This window comes from Hartmannibacter diazotrophicus (assembly GCF_900231165.1).
GTDB lineage: Bacteria > Pseudomonadota > Alphaproteobacteria > Rhizobiales > Pleomorphomonadaceae > Hartmannibacter > Hartmannibacter diazotrophicus.
In genome coordinates this window covers 2,451,948-2,470,405 of record NZ_LT960614.1, presented here as the reverse complement: position 1 = coordinate 2,470,405, position 18,458 = coordinate 2,451,948, and the positions used below count along the sequence as shown (strand labels likewise).

Annotated in this window: 14 protein-coding genes; 5 read left to right on the top strand and 9 right to left on the bottom strand. The window is 63.4% G+C overall.

The window, feature by feature from the left end:
* The first annotated feature begins 319 nt into the window (after window positions 1-319).
* Window positions 320-2,131: a type VI secretion system Vgr family protein gene (locus HDIA_RS11685; protein ID WP_099556323.1), complete on the top strand. Its 1,812-nt coding sequence runs from the start codon at window positions 320-322 to the stop codon at window positions 2,129-2,131.
* Between the two features lie 98 nt (window positions 2,132-2,229).
* The gene (locus HDIA_RS11680) at window positions 2,230-2,784 is read left to right on the top strand and encodes a DUF6931 family protein (RefSeq protein ID WP_099556322.1); all 555 of its coding nucleotides are present in this window, start codon (window positions 2,230-2,232) and stop codon (window positions 2,782-2,784) included.
* A 12-nt stretch (window positions 2,785-2,796) separates the two neighbouring features.
* On the opposite strand, the gene HDIA_RS11675 is transcribed toward HDIA_RS11680, so the two are convergent.
* Window positions 2,797-3,816 (bottom strand): LacI family DNA-binding transcriptional regulator, encoded by a 1,020-nt coding sequence (locus HDIA_RS11675; protein ID WP_162292635.1) that lies wholly within the window; start codon window positions 3,814-3,816, stop codon window positions 2,797-2,799.
* Window positions 3,817-4,060: 244 nt separating this feature from the next.
* Between HDIA_RS11675 and HDIA_RS11670 the strand changes: the two genes are divergently transcribed.
* The 3 genes from HDIA_RS11670 (at window position 4,061) to HDIA_RS11660 (ending at window position 6,784) form a co-directional block, all read left to right on the top strand.
* Entirely contained in the window at window positions 4,061-5,047 is a 987-nt protein-coding gene (locus tag HDIA_RS11670) for an ABC transporter substrate-binding protein (protein WP_099558857.1), read from the top strand.
* A gap of 155 nt (window positions 5,048-5,202) precedes the next feature.
* Window positions 5,203-6,075, top strand: a complete 873-nt coding sequence (gene mazG, locus HDIA_RS11665) for a nucleoside triphosphate pyrophosphohydrolase (protein WP_099558856.1) — start codon at window positions 5,203-5,205, stop codon at window positions 6,073-6,075.
* Between the two features lie 157 nt (window positions 6,076-6,232).
* A complete protein-coding gene (locus tag HDIA_RS11660) occupies window positions 6,233-6,784 on the top strand; it encodes a hypothetical protein (RefSeq protein ID WP_099556320.1) in 552 nt (183 codons plus the stop codon).
* A gap of 21 nt (window positions 6,785-6,805) precedes the next feature.
* Here HDIA_RS11660 and hflX read toward each other — a convergent pair whose 3' ends face one another.
* The 8 genes from hflX to dusB all read right to left on the bottom strand — a co-directional run bounded on the left by hflX (window position 6,806) and on the right by dusB (window position 18,348).
* On the bottom strand, window positions 6,806-8,194 hold the full coding sequence (gene hflX, locus HDIA_RS11655) for a GTPase HflX (RefSeq protein ID WP_099558855.1): 1,389 nt from the start codon (window positions 8,192-8,194) through the stop codon (window positions 6,806-6,808).
* Window positions 8,195-8,527: 333 nt separating this feature from the next.
* The gene (gene hfq, locus HDIA_RS11650; RefSeq protein WP_099556319.1) at window positions 8,528-8,767 is read right to left on the bottom strand and encodes an RNA chaperone Hfq; all 240 of its coding nucleotides are present in this window, start codon (window positions 8,765-8,767) and stop codon (window positions 8,528-8,530) included.
* 525 nt (window positions 8,768-9,292) lie between these two features.
* The gene (gene trkA / locus HDIA_RS11645) at window positions 9,293-10,669 is read right to left on the bottom strand and encodes a Trk system potassium transporter TrkA (RefSeq protein ID WP_099556318.1); all 1,377 of its coding nucleotides are present in this window, start codon (window positions 10,667-10,669) and stop codon (window positions 9,293-9,295) included.
* A gap of 164 nt (window positions 10,670-10,833) precedes the next feature.
* Complete coding sequence (ntrX, locus tag HDIA_RS11640; RefSeq protein WP_099556317.1) at window positions 10,834-12,201, bottom strand: nitrogen assimilation response regulator NtrX; 1,368 nt, start codon at window positions 12,199-12,201, stop codon at window positions 10,834-10,836.
* Between the two features lie 30 nt (window positions 12,202-12,231).
* Window positions 12,232-14,385, bottom strand: a complete 2,154-nt coding sequence (locus tag HDIA_RS11635; protein ID WP_197708132.1) for a sensor histidine kinase NtrY-like — start codon at window positions 14,383-14,385, stop codon at window positions 12,232-12,234.
* 224 nt (window positions 14,386-14,609) lie between these two features.
* On the bottom strand, window positions 14,610-16,052 hold the full coding sequence (gene ntrC, locus HDIA_RS11630) for a nitrogen regulation protein NR(I) (RefSeq protein WP_099556316.1): 1,443 nt from the start codon (window positions 16,050-16,052) through the stop codon (window positions 14,610-14,612).
* Between the two features lie 167 nt (window positions 16,053-16,219).
* Window positions 16,220-17,347, bottom strand: coding sequence for a two-component system sensor histidine kinase NtrB (locus tag HDIA_RS11625; RefSeq protein WP_099556315.1), 1,128 nt, complete (start codon window positions 17,345-17,347; stop codon window positions 16,220-16,222).
* Window positions 17,344-18,348 (bottom strand): tRNA dihydrouridine synthase DusB, encoded by a 1,005-nt coding sequence (dusB, locus tag HDIA_RS11620; protein ID WP_425432935.1) that lies wholly within the window; start codon window positions 18,346-18,348, stop codon window positions 17,344-17,346. The genes HDIA_RS11625 and dusB overlap by 4 nt, the downstream gene beginning before the upstream one ends.
* Window positions 18,349-18,458: the final 110 nt, after the last annotated feature.

The following is an 18,458-nucleotide window of genomic DNA, read 5'->3' as shown; positions in this document are numbered from 1 at the left end:
TTCATCACGGACGGGTGCCGGTCCTCCCGGCTTGTCAGTCACCGGAAATGAACGCATGATCCGGCCCCGGCGGGTCGTGCCGAGCCGTGAAGCTACCGGGCCGGCACCGAGTTCTTGCAGGTCGGTGGCCTTGCCCGCTCCGGGCCAGTTCCGGCCGCGGGGATGCAGGTCCGGGGGCTTGACCGCCGGCCCAAGTCGTTTTGCCAGAAGCATGGACCAGCGTTAGACTTCATCGTCATTTGCAGATCAGCCCATCCTCCATCACGCTTCCCGGATGTCTTGACCTGACGACAAGCCGCAATCATCACGGAATTTCGCCATGGCCAGTCGAATGAGGCAGGAAAACCAGTTCGCGCGCCTCACGACGCAACTCGGACCCAACGACTTCGTGGTCGTGCGGTTCGATGGCACCGAGGGGCTGAACGAGCTATTCGAGTTCCGGATCGAAGCGCTCTGCGAGAAAGAGAATTTTGACTTCGACAAGCTGATCGGCACGAATTGCACGCTCCGGATCGAGCGTGGCGACGAGGGACCGCGCTATTTCGACGGGATTCTGGTGGGTGCCAGCTGGCTCGGCCGGCATGACGACGCCCATGCCTACCGGCTGATCCTCAGGCCGTGGATCTGGATTCTGGGCCGGACGACGACATGCCGGATCTTCAAGGACATGACCGTCCCGGACATCGTGGAGGCCGTGCTTCAGGAGAAGATTTCCGGGCAGCTGGACCTCAACCTGTCGAAGAGCTATCCGACGCTGGAATACTGCGTCCAGTACCGGGAGTCGGACCTCGACTTCGTCCGCCGGCTGCTTGAGGAATACGGCGTCTCCTTCCACTTCAAGCATGAACCCGGCGAGCACACGCTCGTCCTCGTCGACAGCAACAGCGCCTACAAGCCGATCAACGGAGGCAGCAGGCCCTATCGCGTCGACCTCAACGTGACCGACCGAGACGGCGAATTCATCACCGAGTGGCTGCCCGGACGGGCACTGACCGCAGGCAAGGTCGCGTATAACGACTACAATTTCAAAACGCCGACGCGGCGCATGCTGGCCGAGAAGGCCACCTCCAATGGCTATGCCCATGGCGACATGGAGCTCTACGACTATCCGGGCCGCCATGAGGATACGGGCAAAGGCCAGCCGCTCGCCGAACATCGTCTCGACGCCGAGGTGTCGCGCGACAAGCGGATCGCCGCAGGCGGCACCTGCATCAGCGCCTGCCCCGGGCAGGTCCTGACGCTGAAGCAGCACCCCAACGATGCGCAGAATGGCGACTACCTGATCCTTCACGCGGAGCATTCCGTCGACGTCGCCGGCTACCGGTCGGGTACGTCTGCGACCGCGCTTCACGGCAGCTACGAACTGATCGCGTCGGACCAGCCCGTCGCGCCGCCGCTTGCGACGGAACGGCCGCGCATCTACGGCGTCCAGAGTGCGCGCGTGACCGGCAGCGGCGAGATCGACGTCGACGAATACGGGCGCATTCTCTGTCTCTTCTTCTGGGATCGCGATCAGACGACATCGATGCGGTGCCGCGTCGCGCAGTCCTGGGCGGGCCAGAACTGGGGCAGCGTCTTCATTCCGCGCGTTGGCATGGAGGTGCTGGTGCAGTATCTCGACGGCGACCCCGACCGTCCTGTCGTGGTCGGCGCGGTCTACAATGCCGACAACATGCCTCCTTACGACTTGCCGGGGGAAAAGAACATCGCCGGGGTCAAGTCCAACAGCACGACCGGTGGCGGCGGCTACAACGAACTCATCTTCGACGACACGGCCGGCAATGAACTTGTCCGCGGACATGCCCAGAAGGACATGGAGACCAGGATCGAGAATGACGAGCGGCGGGAGATCGGCAACGATCAGACGCTGACTATCGACGGTTTCCGCAAGACCAAAATTGACAGGAGCGACGATCTGAAGATCACGCAGTCGCTGAAAATCGAAGCCGGAACGTCGGTGGAGATCGTCTGCGGCCAGAGCAAGATCAAGATGACGCCCGCCGACATCACGATCGAGTCGATCAATATCACCGTCAAGGCGAACGGAATGCTGAACACACAGGGGACCATGGCCGAGCATAAGGCATCCGGCCCGATGACGATCAAGGGCGCGGTGGTCCTGATCAACTGACGGTCCGGAGCGTTTTTTCGATTGGGTCGAAGGGCCGGATCGGACGAATGCACGTCGGATCGAGACAAGAACGAACCAAAACGCCGGGGACGGGCAGAATGGCAACGGGACTTCGTTTCAATAGCGCAGCGGACGTCTTCAAGGCATTTCCGACGGTGTCCGAAGACATATTGACGCCGCCGGCGGACGTTTCTCCGCTGGACTATCTGCGCGGTCTCGGCGCGAGCGCCACTCCCGAGGAAGCAATCACCTTCTGCGCCTACCTGCTGCCTCGGCGCGAGGCCGTCTGGTGGGCCTGCCAGTGCATCATGGCCTTTCCCGCCCTTCAGGGCCCGAATGACGGTCCGCTCCTGGAATTGACCGAGCGCTGGGTTCGCGATCCCGACGAGGAGACCCGTACGGCCTGCATGGAGGCCGCGTCCAAGGTTCAGCCGATGACGCCGGCAGGATGGGCCGCGATGGCGGTTGCCTGGACCGGCAACATGACCGCGAATGCGGAGTTCCCGATGCAGGCACCCGATCATCTGACGGCGAAGGCCGTGAATGTCGCCATTCTCGGGACGCTGGCGGGCGTGCCTGCGAGCGAGCGCTCGCAGACACTCTCCGCGTTTCTTGACGGCGGGATCATGCTTGCGACACGCAAGGAGGCGTGAAACGGCCCGCCGCTAGGCCAGCGGCCGGCAGGACTCCCGGACAACCAGTGGGCACTCCACGAGGTGCTGCTTCGCGGGACGGCCAGCGAAGCTCTTCATGCCCGCAATCAGGTCCACGGCCATCTCCCCCATCCGGAAATAGGGCAGCGCAACGGTCGTCAGCCGCGGGCGAAGGATCGCGGAAAAGATCGGCAGGTCGTCGAAGCCGATCACCGACAGGTCGTCCGGCACGGTCAGGCCGTGTTCCGACGCGGCCGCATAGATCTGGACGGCCAGCATGTCGTTGCCACAAATGATCGCTGTCGGTCGATCTGGTCTTGAGAGCAGACGCTTGGCGGCCTCGTAGGCGACGAAAGTCTCGTCCGGGAACGGCCCGACGGCGCCCCTTTCCAGCAGGCTCTCATCGAAGTTCGCACCCGCTTCGGCAAAGGCGCGGAGCATACCCCGGTGGCGCAGGCCGGTCGCCCGTATGGCCTCATGCAGTGAGACGACGCCGATCCGCCGGTGACCGAGCTGGAGAAGATGCTTTGCCTGGGTATAGCCCCCCTCTTCATCGTCCGGCAGGACGGTGTCGAAGCGGTTGTCGGCGGCAAAGCAGTTCACCATCACGAGCGGCTTGTCGAACCCCTCGGGGGATACGTCATATTCGCGGTGAAACATGGTGGCGACGATGGCCGCACCGACCTTGTGGGACCGGAATGTCCGCCAGTAGCCGGCCTCGATCTGGCGGTCTCCCTCCGTATTGGCGATCAGGAGCGTGCGGCCCTCCTTGCGCAAGGCGGACTGGACGCCGCGCACGATCTCGACCGAATACGGCGTCGTGGCGACGACGTCCGTCATCAATCCGACGACCTCGGACGTTGCTGTGCGCATCATCCGGGCGGCGAGATTGGGAACGTAGTTGAGGCGCTCGATCTCCTTGCGAACGAGCTCACGCGTTTCGGGCGTCACAGCCGGATCATCGTTGACCACCCGCGATACGGTCTTCGGCGACACGCCGGCGCTACGCGCGACATCCCTGAGCGTTACCACGTCTCCCATTCCCCTTTTGACCGGAACTTCTTGTCGCAGTTCCGGCTTTATCCCCGTCCAGCCACCCAAAACCGGCGGCGGGCCGGACAACGCGGCCGCCTGGCTTGCCGGTACAACCTGCCCTGTGGCGCACCATGGCTGCAACGTGACTTTTTGTTAAGGTGCCAAACACCTGCCGGACAAATAAATTAAGTCCACGAAAGTGCCGGAACGGCAGAAGAAAACAATGCGGGAGGAAGCTCAGATGTCTGGCTATTCAATGCGCGGGCTCGTTGCAGCCTGTGCGATCCTTGGGGCAACGCTTGCCGCACACGCCGAAGACGCCGTCCGAGTGGGCGTCCTGAAATTCGGTACCGTCAACTGGGAGATGGATGTCATCAAGACCCACGAACTCGACAAGAAGCATGGATTCGATCTCCAGCTTGTCGAGACCGCCAACAACGAAGCGACGAAGATCGGGCTTGAAGGCGGCAGCGTCGATCTCATCGTCAGCGACTGGCTCTGGGTCTCCCGTCAGCGGACGGAAGGCGGCGATCTGACCTTCGTTCCATTCTCATCCTCGGTCGGGGCCGTCATGGTTCCTCCCGATTCGGCAGCCGCCAACCTTGGCGACCTGAAGGGCAAGAAGATCGGCGTTGCGGGCGGACCGCTGGACAAGAACTGGCTCATGATCCAGGCCGTCGCCAAGAAGGACCACGGTATCGACCTTGCCAGGGATGCCGAGCCCGTGTTCGGCGCTCCGCCGCTGCTGGCGGAAAAGATCCAGCAGGGCGAGCTCGATGCGGTGCTCAACTTCTGGCACTACTGCGCCAAGCTGGAGGCCATGGGCTACAAGCGTCTCTACAGCGGCGCCGATGCCGCCGAGGCTCTTGGCGCAGCGGGCGATGTCGCCGCCATCGGCTACGTCTTCCACGACAAGTTCGCCAACGAGCACGAAGCCGCGATGAAGGGCTTCGTCGCGGCCTCGCGCGAGGCCAAGGAAATCATGAAGACCAGCGACGAGGAATGGGAGCGCCTGCGTCCGGTGATCAAGCCGAAGGACGACAAGGAACTCGCGGCGCTTCGCCAGCGATTCCGCGAGGGCATTCCGGAACGGCCTCTGCCCGAGGAAGTCGCGAACGCCCGCAAGATCTACCAGCTGATGGCCGAGCTTGGCGGCAAGAAACTCGTCGGATCCGGCACGGAGCTGGCGGAAGGCACCTATTGGCCGGGACAGGCCGACGCGATGTAAGTCGTTCTGCTTCGTGACAGCCCCTTGCGACGGGCGGTGTCTTCATGGCGCTGCCCGTTTTCGTTTGCGCGGTGGCCGGGCATCTGCTTCATCATGGACGAAAGCCTGATGGGCGGCGCCGGCTGTCGCTCATCCAGCCGTTGCCGGAGCCTGCCATGACCAACGTCCCGGACGGACGCGATATCGCCGATCTGATTGCCGTGATGGCGGCCTTGCGCGATCCCAAGACCGGCTGCCCATGGGACATCGAGCAGACGTTCGCCTCGATTGCGCCCTACACGATCGAGGAGGCCTACGAGGTTGCCGATGCGATCGCGCGCGGCGACATCGACGATCTTAGGGACGAACTCGGGGACCTGCTGCTGCAGGTGGTCTTTCATGCCCGCATGGCGGAGGAAGCCGGCGACTTTGCCTTTCCCGATGTCGTCAAGGCCATCGTCGACAAGATGATCAGGCGGCATCCGCATGTCTTTGGCGATGCGGAGGCGCGGGACGCAGGCGCGGTCAAGGGTTCCTGGGCGCGGATCAAGGCGGAAGAAAAGGCGGCGCGTCAGGCGCGCCGGAGCGCCCGGGGGCTTGCGGACGACAGCGACAAGGGTCTGCTCGGCGACGTTCCCTCGGCCCAGCCGCCGCTTTCGCGCGCGGTCAAGCTGCAGGCGCGGGCGTCGACGGTCGGCTTCGACTGGAACGATCCGAGACTAGTGATTGCCAAGATCAGGGAAGAACTCGACGAGTTGGAAGCCGAGATCGACCGGCATGAAGGCGCGCTGACGCGGCATGCCCCGCCGCCCGAAGCGGTCAGCCAGGAGCTCGGCGACGTGCTCTTCGCCATGGCCAATCTGGCCCGGCATATCGGCGCGGATCCAGACATGGCGCTGGCGATGACGAACGAGAAATTCGTCCGCCGGTTCCGCTTCATCGAGGAGGAACTCAAGCGGCGTGGCCGCACGTTGCAGGAAGCCAGCCTGGACGAGATGGAAACGCTCTGGCAGCGGGCCAAGACAGAGAGGTCCGAGGCAGCGGAGTAGACAGTCGCGCCGCCTGTTCGGCGTTTGTGACGGGAAGGCCATTTGCCGGGATGATCCGGCATCCGGTGGGCGACGTAAGACTCGACAACAGGCTTTGGCCGCCGCGACTTTTTCCGCCGCCTTCCGGCTGCCAGACCGAAAAATCCGGGAGGGTTCCATGCGTCTTGCACTTCTGGTCGCCGTCGCCGTGATCCTTCCGACTGCCGAAGCCCGGGCGAATTGCTACGAGGCCTGCGTTGCGGAGCGGCCGATCGAGAGCCAGGATCACTTCGTCCACGCCGACCGGGCGCGGAAATGCCGCGATCTGTGCGAGGGCAAGGCCCTGTCTCGCCTCAAGACTGCCGGATTATACGGCGCCTACGCGGCATGCACACCGCAGCCGCTTCCACTGGAGGACTTCCGCACGACCCGGGCCGGGAGTTCGTCCTGGCGGCAGGAGTTCAATGTCTTCTCCTGGACCGTGAAGAACGATTTTGCCGACAAGATACTCACGGGCATCGATGTCTCGACACAGGATCTGTCCCTGTCGCGTGTCTCGATCTCGGCGGAAAGCGTGATCGCCCCGGGGGACACCGGAACCTTCGTCATTCCCGATTTTTTCGACGGCTATCCGGCGGTGCGCTATGCGACCAAGGTGGAGACCATCTACGCCTGCTCGCTGACGCAAGAAGAGCCGGCGAAGCCCTCGGGCGGCGCCGGCTCTGAGTAGCCGATCGATACGGAATTCAGCTCAACCCTGCGGGTGCGAGCCATCCATGAAACGGGCCAGGAACTGCGGCTGATGCCGTGGCGGCACCCGAACCGTCAGGGGAATGCCTTCCTCGTCGGCATCGCCGCGATCGAGCACCTCCGCATTGCGGTGGAGCCAGGCAAAGCCTTCGCCGTCCGCCGGATCCAGATGAATCTGGAAGACCGGGCGATCGCCGACAAGGCGCTCCTCGATGGTCGCCAGGAGATCCGCGATCCCCTCACCCGTCAGCGCCGACACCGGCACCGGATGGCGAGCGGATGAGCCGTTGGTTCCGCTCGGACCTTTCGCTTCATCCAGGAGGCGCTGGCGGCGATCGTCGTCCAGCATGTCGATCTTGTTCCAGACTTCGACGATCCGGCCATTTTCGCCGGTCTCGACGTCGAGCTGGCGCAGGATCTCGGTCACGTCCTCGGCCTGAGCATCGGTGTCGTCATGAGCGATGTCCCGCACATGCAGGATGACGTCGGCCTCGATCACCTCTTCCAGGGTCGCGCGGAAGGCCGCCACCAGATGGGTCGGCAGGTTGGAGATGAAGCCAACCGTGTCGGACAGGATCACTTCCGTGCCGTGGGGCAGTTTCAGGCGACGCAGGGTCGGGTCCAGCGTCGCGAAGAGGAGATCCTTGGCAAAGACTTCCGATTCCGTCAGCCGGTTGAAAAGGGTCGACTTGCCGGCGTTGGTGTATCCGACAAGCGCCACCACCGGATGCGGGGTCTTCTTGCGGTTCTTGCGGTGCAGGTGCCGCGTGCGCTTGACCTTTTCGAGATCCTCTTCCAGTCGTGCAATCCGTTCCTGCAGCAAGCGTCGGTCGGCCTCGATCTGGGTTTCGCCGGGGCCGCCAAGGAAGCCGAAACCGCCGCGCTGACGCTCAAGGTGGGTCCAGCTTCGGACCAGCCGGCTCTTCTGGTAATTGAGGTGGGCGAGTTCCACCTGCAGCGCGCCTTCACGGGTCCGCGCACGGGCGCCGAAGATCTCCAGGATCAATCCCGTGCGGTCGACGACCTTTGCGTTCCAGGCCTTTTCAAGATTGCGCTGCTGGATCGGGCTCAGGGCGTGGTCGACGACGACGAGATCGATTTCCTTCTCTTCGACGAGGCCACGGATCTCCTCCACCTTGCCAGCGCCGAGCAACGTTGCCGGCTTCGGCTTGGTGATACGAACCGCCTGAGCGTTGACGATCTCCAGATCGATGGCCGCCGCAAGGCCTACGGCTTCGTCCAGGCGTGCATCGAGACCGCGTTCGGCGAGGCTGTCCTTGCCGTCCGGCGCCCCGCGTTCGCGGGTGACGATTTCCGGCACGACGACGATGGCGCGCGTCTTCTTCGCCAGCCGGGAGAACGTGCGCGGCCGGTCGGTAGTAATGCCGATCGTGTCATTGGGGTCTTTGTCGACCAAAAGTCTTCAGTCCTTCATCAAGAGCGGGCATTGCTGAAACGGGTCCCAATTTCATCCGCTCAAGACGGATCAACCCGGGACCAGGCAACGCCAAAAGCCGCTGTTGCCGACCGTGTCCGGTCCGGCAAAGCGGATCATCTGTTCGATTCAGGTAAGCGTGCTCAACCGCCTTGGCAATAGCCAAGGGCGTTGCCGCCGATATTCATCGTCCGGCGAAGGAGCAGGCGGCGGATGATGCAATGCCCGCCAGCCGCCAGCTCCAGACCTGGCCGGTAACCCGGCTCAGTCTCTTCACCGTGAGCGATATCAGGCCCCGTCTTCCGGTTCGAAGAGTTGAACCGGCTGTGCCGGCATGATCGTCGAGATAGCGTGCTTGTAAACAAGCTGGGAGTGCCCGTCGCGGCGAAGCAGGACACAGAAATTGTCGAACCAGGTGACAACGCCCTGAAGTTTGACACCATTCACGAGAAAGATTGTTAGGGAGGTCTTGTTCTTTCTGACGTGATTAAGGAAGGTGTCCTGAAGGTTTTGGGTTCTTTCTGCCATTTTTTAGTTGGCCTTGTCTTTCGTTGTTTGATTATCAGGCCGGAATGACTGGGTATCAGTTCCGTCCCTCGTTTGCCCGGGAGAAGCGATGCCCTGATCGAGGCGATCAACAAGGCACGCTGGACCAGAGAAAATTGAACGCTCCGAGCCGTTCAATCCTGCCCCCTGATGGCCCCCGTCGACCATCTGGAGCGTCCATTCAAGTAGGCATCCATAACGGCCCTTTTAAGAAAGGCTCTTGCCGGAACGCCAACGACAAGTGCCGCGTCGGCAAGCGTTTTCGCATGGAATGCTGAATATTGCACATCCTTTCATCAACCCGATGCCGCATTGAGCTGAAATCCTTTGCTCAGGACCGATCATGCGACCATGCCGCCTTTGAAAAGTGTCCTTTCATACTCAATATTCGTGCGGGGCGAAGCGCGTTGATGGGCGCCCCCGCCCGCCAGCCGAACGAAGTATCGTCCAGCGCACCGCGGCTGCCAAATTCCATGCATCTTTCAGGCCAACCAAAGGAATGCCGGCTCAGAAGAACTCGAGGCTGACGCGGAACATTTGTTCGACCGCCCTCACCCGGTTTGCGACGGCGAAAAGAATGACGCGGTCGCGGGCCTGAATGCGGGTTTCGCCCGTTGGCGAGATCGTCTGACCCTTGCGATAGATCGCTCCGATGCGCACGCCCGACGGCAGGTCGATCTGGCGCAACGGCTTGCCGACCATCGGCGAGGTGTCGAGCGCCTCGGCCTCGATGATCTCGGCGGCACCATTCTGGACCGAGTGAACACCGCGAATGCGCCCGCGGCGGACATGGCGCAGCACCTTCGACACGGTCACGCCGCGCGGATTGATATAGGCGTCGATGCCGAGCGCCTTGGCAAATTCCGGATAGCTGGAATTGTTCAGGAGGCTCAGCGTCCGCTTGGCGCCGAGGGTGCGGGCCATGACGCAGGAGAGGATATTGACCTCGTCGTCGTTGGTCACGGCCACCATGGTGTCGGCCTGGTCGACATCGGCCTCGGCAAGCAGTGTCTTGTCGAGGGCCGAGCCCTGCAGAACGATGGTCTCGTGAAGATCGTCGGCAATCGCCATGGCCCGTTCGGGCGAAGACTCGATCACCTTGACCTTGGCGAAGGGATTGCGCTTTTCGATCGCACCGGCGACGAAGGCGCCGATGTTGCCGCCGCCCGCGATAATGATGCGCTTGGCTTCCGGTTCGTCCTGGCCGAAGATCTTCAACAAACGCCGAACCTGATCCTTGGCCATCACCACATAGACGATGTCGCCCACCAGCATGGAATCGCTGGTCTTCGGCGCGAAGACCGATCCCTGCCTGTTGATGCCGACGATCACCGCGCCAAGGTCGGGGAAGAGTTCGGAAAGCTGGTGGAGGGGCGTGTCAACGACCGGGCAATCCTCGCCGCAGCGCAGACCGAGGACGACCACCGAGTCTTCGGCAAAGCGCACGATGTCGAGCGCACTCGGAATCGCGAGGCGGCGCATCACCATCTCGCCGACCTCGATCTCCGGCGAAATGATCACGTCGATCGGCATGTGGGTGCGCGAGAAGAGATCGCGCCAGTGGGCCTGCAGATAGCTCTGTGCCCGGATGCGGGCGACCTTCGTCGGCACGTTGAACAGCGAATGGGCAACCTGGCAGGCGACCATGTTGACCTCGTCCGCCAGCGTGACGGCGATGATCATGTCGGCTTCCTCGGCGCCGGCCTGGGCAAGGACATCGGGATGGGCGCCGTTGCCGACGATGCCGCGCACGTCGAGCGAGTCGCGGACGGCGCCGATCAGCCGCGGCGAGGTATCGATGATGGTGACATCATTCTCCTCGGCTGCCAGCCGCTCGGCGATGCCGTATCCAACCTGCCCGGCGCCGCAAATGACGACCCGCATGCCTCTACCCCTCTCCGGTCCCGATTGCACCGGCTCATCGGTCTGCGACCGAACATCCCGATCGCGCGGTCATGCGACGTTTCGGTGGCAGGACATTAGTCGATCTCGCATCGCAGCGAAACTGCCATGTCAGGGGCAAGCCCGCGCCGCCGCGGACGTCTGCATCAGGCGATGCCGAGCGATTTCAGCTTCCGGTGCAGGGCCGAGCGCTCCATGCCGACGAACTCGGCGGTGCGGGAGATATTGCCGCCGAAGCGATTGATCTGGGCGATAAGATATTCGCGCTCGAAAATCTCGCGGGCATCGCGCAGGGGCAGTGCCATCAGATGTTCGCCGCCGGTCGAGGTCGGCAGCATCGGCAGCATGGCGCCGACTTCGGAGGGGAGCATGTCCGCGCTGATCGCGGTTTCGGCGTCGCCGCGCGCAAGGATCAGGAGACGCTCGATATTGTTGCGCAGCTGACGCAGGTTGCCCGGCCAGTCGTGGGCCTGCAGAACCGCCATGGCGTCGTCGCCGATCTGGCGCAGCGGCAGGCCGCCGGCCTGCGAAATCTGGTCCATGAAATGCGTGACGAGTTCGGGAATGTCCTCCCGCCGTTCGGAAAGACCCGGCACCCGGATCGGCACGACGCTGAGGCGGTGGAAGAGATCCTCCCTGAAGCGGCCGTCGGCGATTTCCTGCTCCAGATCGCGGGCCGTCGAGGAAATTAGGCGGACATCGACCTGAACGCGGCGCGTTCCGCCGACGCGGGTGAAGGCCTGTTCGACGAGGACACGCAGGACGCGGTTCTGCGTCTCGCGGGGCATGTCGCCGATCTCGTCGAGGTAGAGGGTGCCGCCATGCGCTTCCTCAAGCGCTCCGACCTGCTTCACGGAGCCGTCGGTGTCCTCCACGCCGAACAGCGTCGTCTCCATGCGTTCCGGCGTGATCGTCGCCGCATTGACGACGATGAACGGTCCCTTGGCCCGGCCGGACTTGGCGTGGATCGTGCGCGCCACCACTTCCTTGCCGGAGCCGGAGGGCCCGGAAATCAGGATGCGGCTGTTGGTGGGTGCGACGCGCTCAACCGCGGCACGCAGGTGAGTCAGGACCGACGAAGAGCCGACGAGGAAGTCGGTGTCGCCGCTGCGGATCTTGAGTTCCTTGACGGTTCTCCGCAGGCTGGAGGCCTCCAGGGCGCGCTCGGCGAGAAGCAGCAGCCGATCCGCCTTGAAGGGCTTTTCAATGTAGTCGTAGGCGCCGCGCTTGATGGCGGAGACGGCCGTCTCGATGTTGCCGTGGCCGGAGATCATGACGACAGGCAGATCGGCATGCGCCTTCTTGATCTCGTCGAGCAAGGCAAGCCCGTCAATCCGGCTTCCCTGCAGCCAGATATCGAGGAAGACCAGCGACGGCCGGCGCTCGCCAACCAGCTTCAGGGCATCGTCGGCGTTTCCTGCCAGGCGGGTTCCGTGTCCCTCGTCCTCCAGGATGCCAGCCACGAGTTCGCGGATGTCCTCTTCATCGTCGACTATCAGAATATCGGACGCCATATCGTTATTTTTCTCGTCTTATCAAATTGTTCAAGTCGTCTCTTGTGCGCCGCTGCCCGAAGGAAGCGTGACACGGATCATCGCCCCGCGGCCGCCATGGGCGACCTCGGGAGCGTCAAGCAATTCAATGCGGCCGTCATGCTCTTCGATGATCTTGCGAACAATCGCAAGACCAAGACCGGTGCCTTTCTCGCGCGTCGTCATATAAGGCTCGAGAAGACGGTGACGTTCGGCGACGGGCAGGCCAATGCCGTTGTCGATGACTTCGACGACGCAGTCCGTTCCAAGCATCTTCGCCTCGACGTGAACCTTGCCTTCCGATCGCTCGGGCGCAGGCAGGGCCTCGATGGCCTCGGTTGCGTTCTTCACCAGATTCGTGATGGCCTGGGAAATCAGACGATTGTCGAAATAGGCAATCATCGGCGTCTCGGGCAACTGCGTGGTGAAGTCCACATCGGGATGGCCGACGGAAATGAGGAAGACGGATTCGCGGATCGATTCCCCCAGATCGTGCTTTTCCTTCGTCGGCTTGGGCATGCGCGCAAAGCCGGAGAATTCGTCGACCATGCGGCCGATGTCGCCGACCTGCCGGATGATGGTGTCGACGCAGCGATTGAAGACCGTGTCCTCTTCGTCGACGAGCTTGCCGTAGCGGCGGCGGATGCGTTCGGCCGACAGCTGGATCGGCGTGAGCGGGTTCTTGATTTCGTGGGCGATGCGGCGGGCGACATCCGCCCAGGCCGATGTCCGCTGCGCGGAAATGAGATCGGAAATATCGTCCAGGGTCACCACATAGCCGTGCGAGGAGCCCGGGGAGCGATCCGAAGCGACCCGTGCGGAGACGGTGCGCTCGACGCCCGGCCGCAGCAGAGTGAAGGTTCCCTGGTAGATGCGGCTGTCATCGGCCATGGCCGCCCGCAGAAGCGGCTCGACGCCTGGAACGTCGTCAACCAGAGAGCGGCCGATAAGTTCCTGTTCGTCACGCCCCATCAGCTCGCCGGCGGATTTGTTGGCGATGGAGATCAGGCCGTCGTTGGTGACGCCGACCACGGCTGCGGTCACGCCCGTCAGCACGGCTTCGGTGAAACGCCGCCGCCGGTCCGCCTGATCATTCAGCGCGAGAAGTTCCTGGCGCTGTGTCCGCACCTGGACGGTCATCTTGTTGAAGGTCGCCGCGAGGCTGCCGAGGTCATCAGACCTGCCGCCGACCGGCACCTGGACAAGGAGGTTGCCGTTGGCGACTTCGCCGGCGGCGGAGATGAGCCGCCGGATCGGCGAGACGAGACCGTTCGCAAAGGCCAGACCGAACCAGATGGCGGACAGCAGCAGGACAAGGGTCAGGCCAACGAAGATCAGCAGGAAGGTCGTCTGCACGGCCGAGCGGTTGCTCTCGAGCTGGCGATATTCAACCGCGCTCTCCTGAGCCAGCCGCAGGTTGTTCAACACCTCGGCGTTGAGTTCGCGGACGACATAGAGATAGGTGTCCTGATAGGCGCGCAGCTTCAGAAGTCCGCCGACCTGATTGGTCGAAAGGCCCGGCGAAATCAGCACCGGCGTGCCCTTCTTGGCCTCCGACATGGCATTGGACGGCGGCATGGCCGCGTGGAACTTCGGGTCCACGTCGTTGCGCAGGATGACGTTGCCGTCGCCGTCCAGAAGAAAGGCCGACTGCACGCCGCGCAGCGACGCCTGGGCCTCGAAGCCCGCCTCGAAACGCGTCGGCTCGTAGTCGTAGAGCGCCTTGGCGGCGTCGACGGCGGTCGCAATCCCGATCAGGTCACCGCGCAGCACACGGGCATGCTCGCCCATATAGGCGTTGGCGACGGTCAGCACATTGTCGACGATCTGCCGCGTGCGTGTCTCGAACCAGCGGTCGAAGCCCTGGTTAAGGGTAACGGCGAAGGCTCCGGCGACCGCGACCGCCGGCAGCGTGGCGATCAGCGAGAAAAGCGCGACGATGCGGAAATGCAGGCGCGCACCGGCGCGGCCCTCCCTCCAGGCTTGCCAGAGCTTGTAGATTTCAAAACCGATCACGCCGATCACGGCAACGATCAGAATGCCGTTGAGGGCCAGGGCACGGGTCACCACATCCGGCGACGGCTCGACCGGCCCAAGGCCGGTCAGCAGCAGAAAGGTGCCCATCGCCGACAGGAAGGTCGCCGCCACGATGATGAAGCCGATCACGTGCCGCCGCCTGAACCCCGTTCCCGTCTGCAACGGATCAGCCATCTGTTTTGAGTTGAGTGTGATCGTCACCCGGTGCCCGCTCCATTGCGCCTAACGGAAACGTTTAGCGCAATTCGCGGCCGAGGGAGAACCATGAATGTTGCAAAATTGCGACAGAACGCCTCGGCCACCGGGAATTGGTGCCGAAATATGCCCGATTTTGCCGTATCGGCCGCGATCGGTCAGCGCGAAGAGCGAATCACCTGGATATCGAGGTCGCGGATCTTCTTGCGCAGGGTGTTCCGATTCACGCCGAGCAATTCGGCGGCCTTGATCTGGTTGCCCCGGGTTGCGGCAAGCGCGGCTCCGATCAGCGGATACTCAACCTCCTTGAGGATGCGGTGGTAGAGGCCCGGCGGCGGAAGGGTATCGCCGTAGGTCCCGAAATACTTGTTCAGGAAGCGCTCGACGGAATTGGAAAGATTGTCCTCCGCCGGCGTTTCCGCATCGCCGGGCGAGACCGCCGGTGTCGCCAGTTCCTGATCGATCAGGCCGGCCGTGATCATTTCCTGTGGATAAAGGGCGGCGAGGCGGCGCACGAGGTTTTCAAGCTCGCGGACGTTGCCCGGCCAGCGATAGCGCTTCAGGCGTTCGACGGCGGCCTGCTCGATCTGCTTGGCCGGAAGCCCTTCCTTTTCCGCCTGGTTGAAGAAATGGCGGATGAGGTCCGGCACGTCCTCGGTGCGCTCACGCAGCGGCGGCAGGCGGATCGGCACGACGTTGAGGCGGAAGAACAGGTCTTCGCGGAACAGGCCCTGATTGATGAGCTGGCGCAGATCCTTGTTGGTCGCGGCCACGATCCGCACGTCGGTCTTGATCGGGGTACGTCCGCCGACGGTCGTGTATTCGCCCTGCTGCAGGACGCGCAGCAGGCGGGTCTGGGCATCCATCGGCATGTCGCCGATTTCGTCGAGGAACAGCGTGCCGCCCTCGGCCTGCTCGAAGCGGCCGGCGGAGCGGGACTGAGCGCCGGTGAAGGCGCCTTTCTCGTGACCGAAGAGTTCGCTTTCGATCAGGTCGCGCGGGATGGCGGCCATGTTGATCGCAACGAAGGGCCCTGCCCGGCGCTTGCCGTAATCATGCAGCGCGCGGGCGACCAGTTCCTTGCCGGTGCCGGACTCGCCGGCGATCATGACCGTCAGATCCGTCTGCATCAGCCTTGCGAGCACGCGGTAGATTTCCTGCATGGCCGGCGAGCGGCCGACCAGCGGGATGTTCTCGTTGCCTTCATCGGCCGTGGAATCGGCCATTCGCGACTTGGGCTCGGCCAGCGCCCGGCCGACGATCGAAATCAGTTCCTTCAGGTCGAAGGGCTTGGGCAGATATTCGTAGGCTCCGCGCTCGGAGGCCCGAATGGCCGTCATGAAGGTGTTCTGCGCGCTCATGACGATGACCGGCAGTTCCGGGCGGACCTTCTTGATGCGGGGCAGCAGGTCGAAGGCGTTCTCGTCCGGCATGACTACGTCGGTGATGACCAGATCGCCATCTCCCTGACTGACCCAGCGCCATAGCGTGGCGGCGTTCGATGTCAGCCGGACTTCGTATCCCGCGCGTGACAGGGCCTGATTGAGGACCGTGCGGATCGCCGAATCGTCATCTGCCACAAGAATGCTGCCGGTCGGCATGCTTCATCACCTTTTTTCAACGTCGCCGCTCCGGCGCGCCCAGTCTTCAATTACGGCGTCCACGGCATGGCCATGAACGGATTGTCCTTGCCGCTAGCGGTCGGTGTGCCACCGGCAACCGCGCGAATGCGTCTTCATTGCCGGTCCCTTCGCCCTCGCCTTCACGATCATTCCTCGCTCGGCTTGTTGTTGAAGGCCGGCATCAGGATGCGGAACACGGTCTTTCTCGGCTGCGAGTCGCATTCGATGATCCCGCCGTGGTCGCCGATGATCTTGGCGACCAATGCAAGACCGAGGCCCGATCCGTTGGTCTTCGACGTGATGAACGGATCGAACAGATAGGGATAGAGGTCCTCCGGCACGCCGGGGCCATTGTCGCGGACGCAGAATTCCAGCGGCAGGCTGACCCTGGTGCGCGTTCCGGGCACCGACAGCCGAACGCCCGGCCTGAAGGCCGTCGTCAGCACGATTTCCGGATCGGGCGTGTTCTCCAGCGCCTCGGCGGCGTTCTTGACCAGATTAAGGAAGACCTGAATCAACTGGTCCCTGTTGGCGTAGACCGGCGGCAACGAGGGATCGTATTCCTCGATAATCCGGACGTTGCGCGCGAAACCGCTCTGCGCAAGGCGCTTCACGTGCTCCAGGACCGCGTGAATGTTGATCGGGTCGCGCTCGACCGGCCGCTCGTCGGAGAAGACCTCCATGCGATCGACGAGCTTGACGATGCGATCGGCCTCATCCGTGATCAGCCGCGTCAGGGCCCGGTCGGCATCGTCGGCCGACTGTTCCAGCAACTGGGCGGCGCCGCGAATGCCGGAGAGCGGGTTCTTGATCTCGTGCGCCAGCATGGCCGCAAGGCCGGTCACCGACCGAGCCGCGCCGCGATGGGTCAACTGGCGGTCCATCTTGTCGGCCATCGTGCGCTCCTGCAGCATGATGACGACGGAGTCGGTGTTGTCGCTCGCGGGAGCGGCGTAAATGTCGACGATGCGCTCGCCGCCATTGCGCGGTGTGCCGATGTCGACGCGATATTCGTTGACGGATGCCTCCCGCTCGCGGACCTGCTCGATCAGCGGCAGAAGCGGACTGCCGAAGGGAATGAAGTGCTTCAGCGGATAGCGTGCCAGCATGTTGGCGCTTGCCTGAAAGAAGGACTGCGCCGCGTCGTTGGCAAAGGTCGTGTTGCCGGAGCTGTCGACGAGGATGACCGGATGCGGCAGCGCATTGAGCACCGCGACCTCCAGGGAATCGGCCAGAGGACGACCGTCTTCGCCCTGATTGGATGCGCGCGTCATGCGGCCCTCCGCATGTCGTCGGGCAAATCGGCGAAATAGTCGGCGATCGCGCGCGAGACGTCTTTCGTCTCAAGGCTCGTGAACATGATCCGTTTCAGGCTGCGTGCCCCTTCATCCTCTCTCGGACACTGGTCCAGATACCAGCCGAGATGCTTGCGGGCGATGCGCGTGCCCGCTTCCGTTCCATACAGATCCAGCAAGGCCTCGTGGTGCCGATGCGCGATCTCGCCCACCATCTGCGGCGACGGCTCCGTGATCTCCGCACCGTGCTCCAGGGCGTTGGCGATGGCGCCGACGATCCACGGCCGGCCATAGGCACCGCGTCCGACCATGACGGCGTCAGCGCCGGATTGGTTGAGCGCCTCGCGGGCGGTCGACGCATCAACGATGTCACCGTTGACGACGACAGGAATCGACACCGCATCAACCACGTTGCGGACCGCTATCCAGTCCGCCGAGCCCTTGTAGAACTGGCATCGGGTACGGCCATGGACCGTCACCATGGCAACGCCCAGATTCTCCGCCCGCTGCGCCAGTTCCGGCGCATTGAGGCTATCTGCGTCCCAGCCGAGGCGCATCTTCAGCGTCACCGGGACGTCCACGGCCGTGACAACCGCCTCGATCAGGGTCTGGGCATGATCGAGATCGCGCATCAGTGCCGAGCCGGACAGGCCCGTCGTGACACGCCGCGCCGGGCAGCCCATGTTGATGTCAATGATCGCGGCACCGCAATCGCGCGCGATCCGCGCGCCCTCGCGCATCCAATTCGCCTCACGCCCGGCGATCTGGACGACGTGGGTTTCGATCCCCTCGCCTTCGGCCCGCAGCCGCGTTTCCGGGTCGTCGCTGGCCAGCATCTCGGATGCAACCATCTCCGAAATCACCAGCCCGGCACCGAACTCCTGCGCAAGACGCCGGAACGCCAGATCACTGACACCGGACATCGGCGCAAGAAACGCTCGACGGGACACCGCCACATTCCCGATGATCATTGGCGCCATCGGCCCCATGTCCCCTTCCGAACGTCTGATCGCATGCTATAACGCTTGCCGCCACGCTAGAGGCCCGCCTGCCCATCCCGTGAGCACTGGGCGGGCATGCTCAACAATTA

Excerpts from the sequence above, each read along its gene's own strand:
- mazG (WP_099558856.1), top strand. The coding sequence starts at position 5,203 with ATGACCAACGTCCCGGACGGACGCGATATCGCCGATCTGATTGCCGTG.
- ntrX (WP_099556317.1), bottom strand. The coding sequence starts at position 12,201 with ATGGCGTCCGATATTCTGATAGTCGACGATGAAGAGGACATCCGCGAA.
- hfq (WP_099556319.1), bottom strand. The coding sequence starts at position 8,767 with ATGGCAGAAAGAACCCAAAACCTTCAGGACACCTTCCTTAATCACGTC.
- HDIA_RS11680 (WP_099556322.1), top strand. The coding sequence starts at position 2,230 with ATGGCAACGGGACTTCGTTTCAATAGCGCAGCGGACGTCTTCAAGGCA.
- HDIA_RS11625 (WP_099556315.1), bottom strand. The coding sequence starts at position 17,347 with ATGACGCGCGCATCCAATCAGGGCGAAGACGGTCGTCCTCTGGCCGAT.
- ntrC (WP_099556316.1), bottom strand. The coding sequence starts at position 16,052 with ATGCCGACCGGCAGCATTCTTGTGGCAGATGACGATTCGGCGATCCGC.
- HDIA_RS11660 (WP_099556320.1), top strand. The coding sequence starts at position 6,233 with ATGCGTCTTGCACTTCTGGTCGCCGTCGCCGTGATCCTTCCGACTGCC.
- trkA (WP_099556318.1), bottom strand. The coding sequence starts at position 10,669 with ATGCGGGTCGTCATTTGCGGCGCCGGGCAGGTTGGATACGGCATCGCC.
- HDIA_RS11685 (WP_099556323.1), top strand. The coding sequence starts at position 320 with ATGGCCAGTCGAATGAGGCAGGAAAACCAGTTCGCGCGCCTCACGACG.
- dusB (WP_425432935.1), bottom strand. The coding sequence starts at position 18,348 with ATGGCGCCAATGATCATCGGGAATGTGGCGGTGTCCCGTCGAGCGTTT.
- HDIA_RS11670 (WP_099558857.1), top strand. The coding sequence starts at position 4,061 with ATGTCTGGCTATTCAATGCGCGGGCTCGTTGCAGCCTGTGCGATCCTT.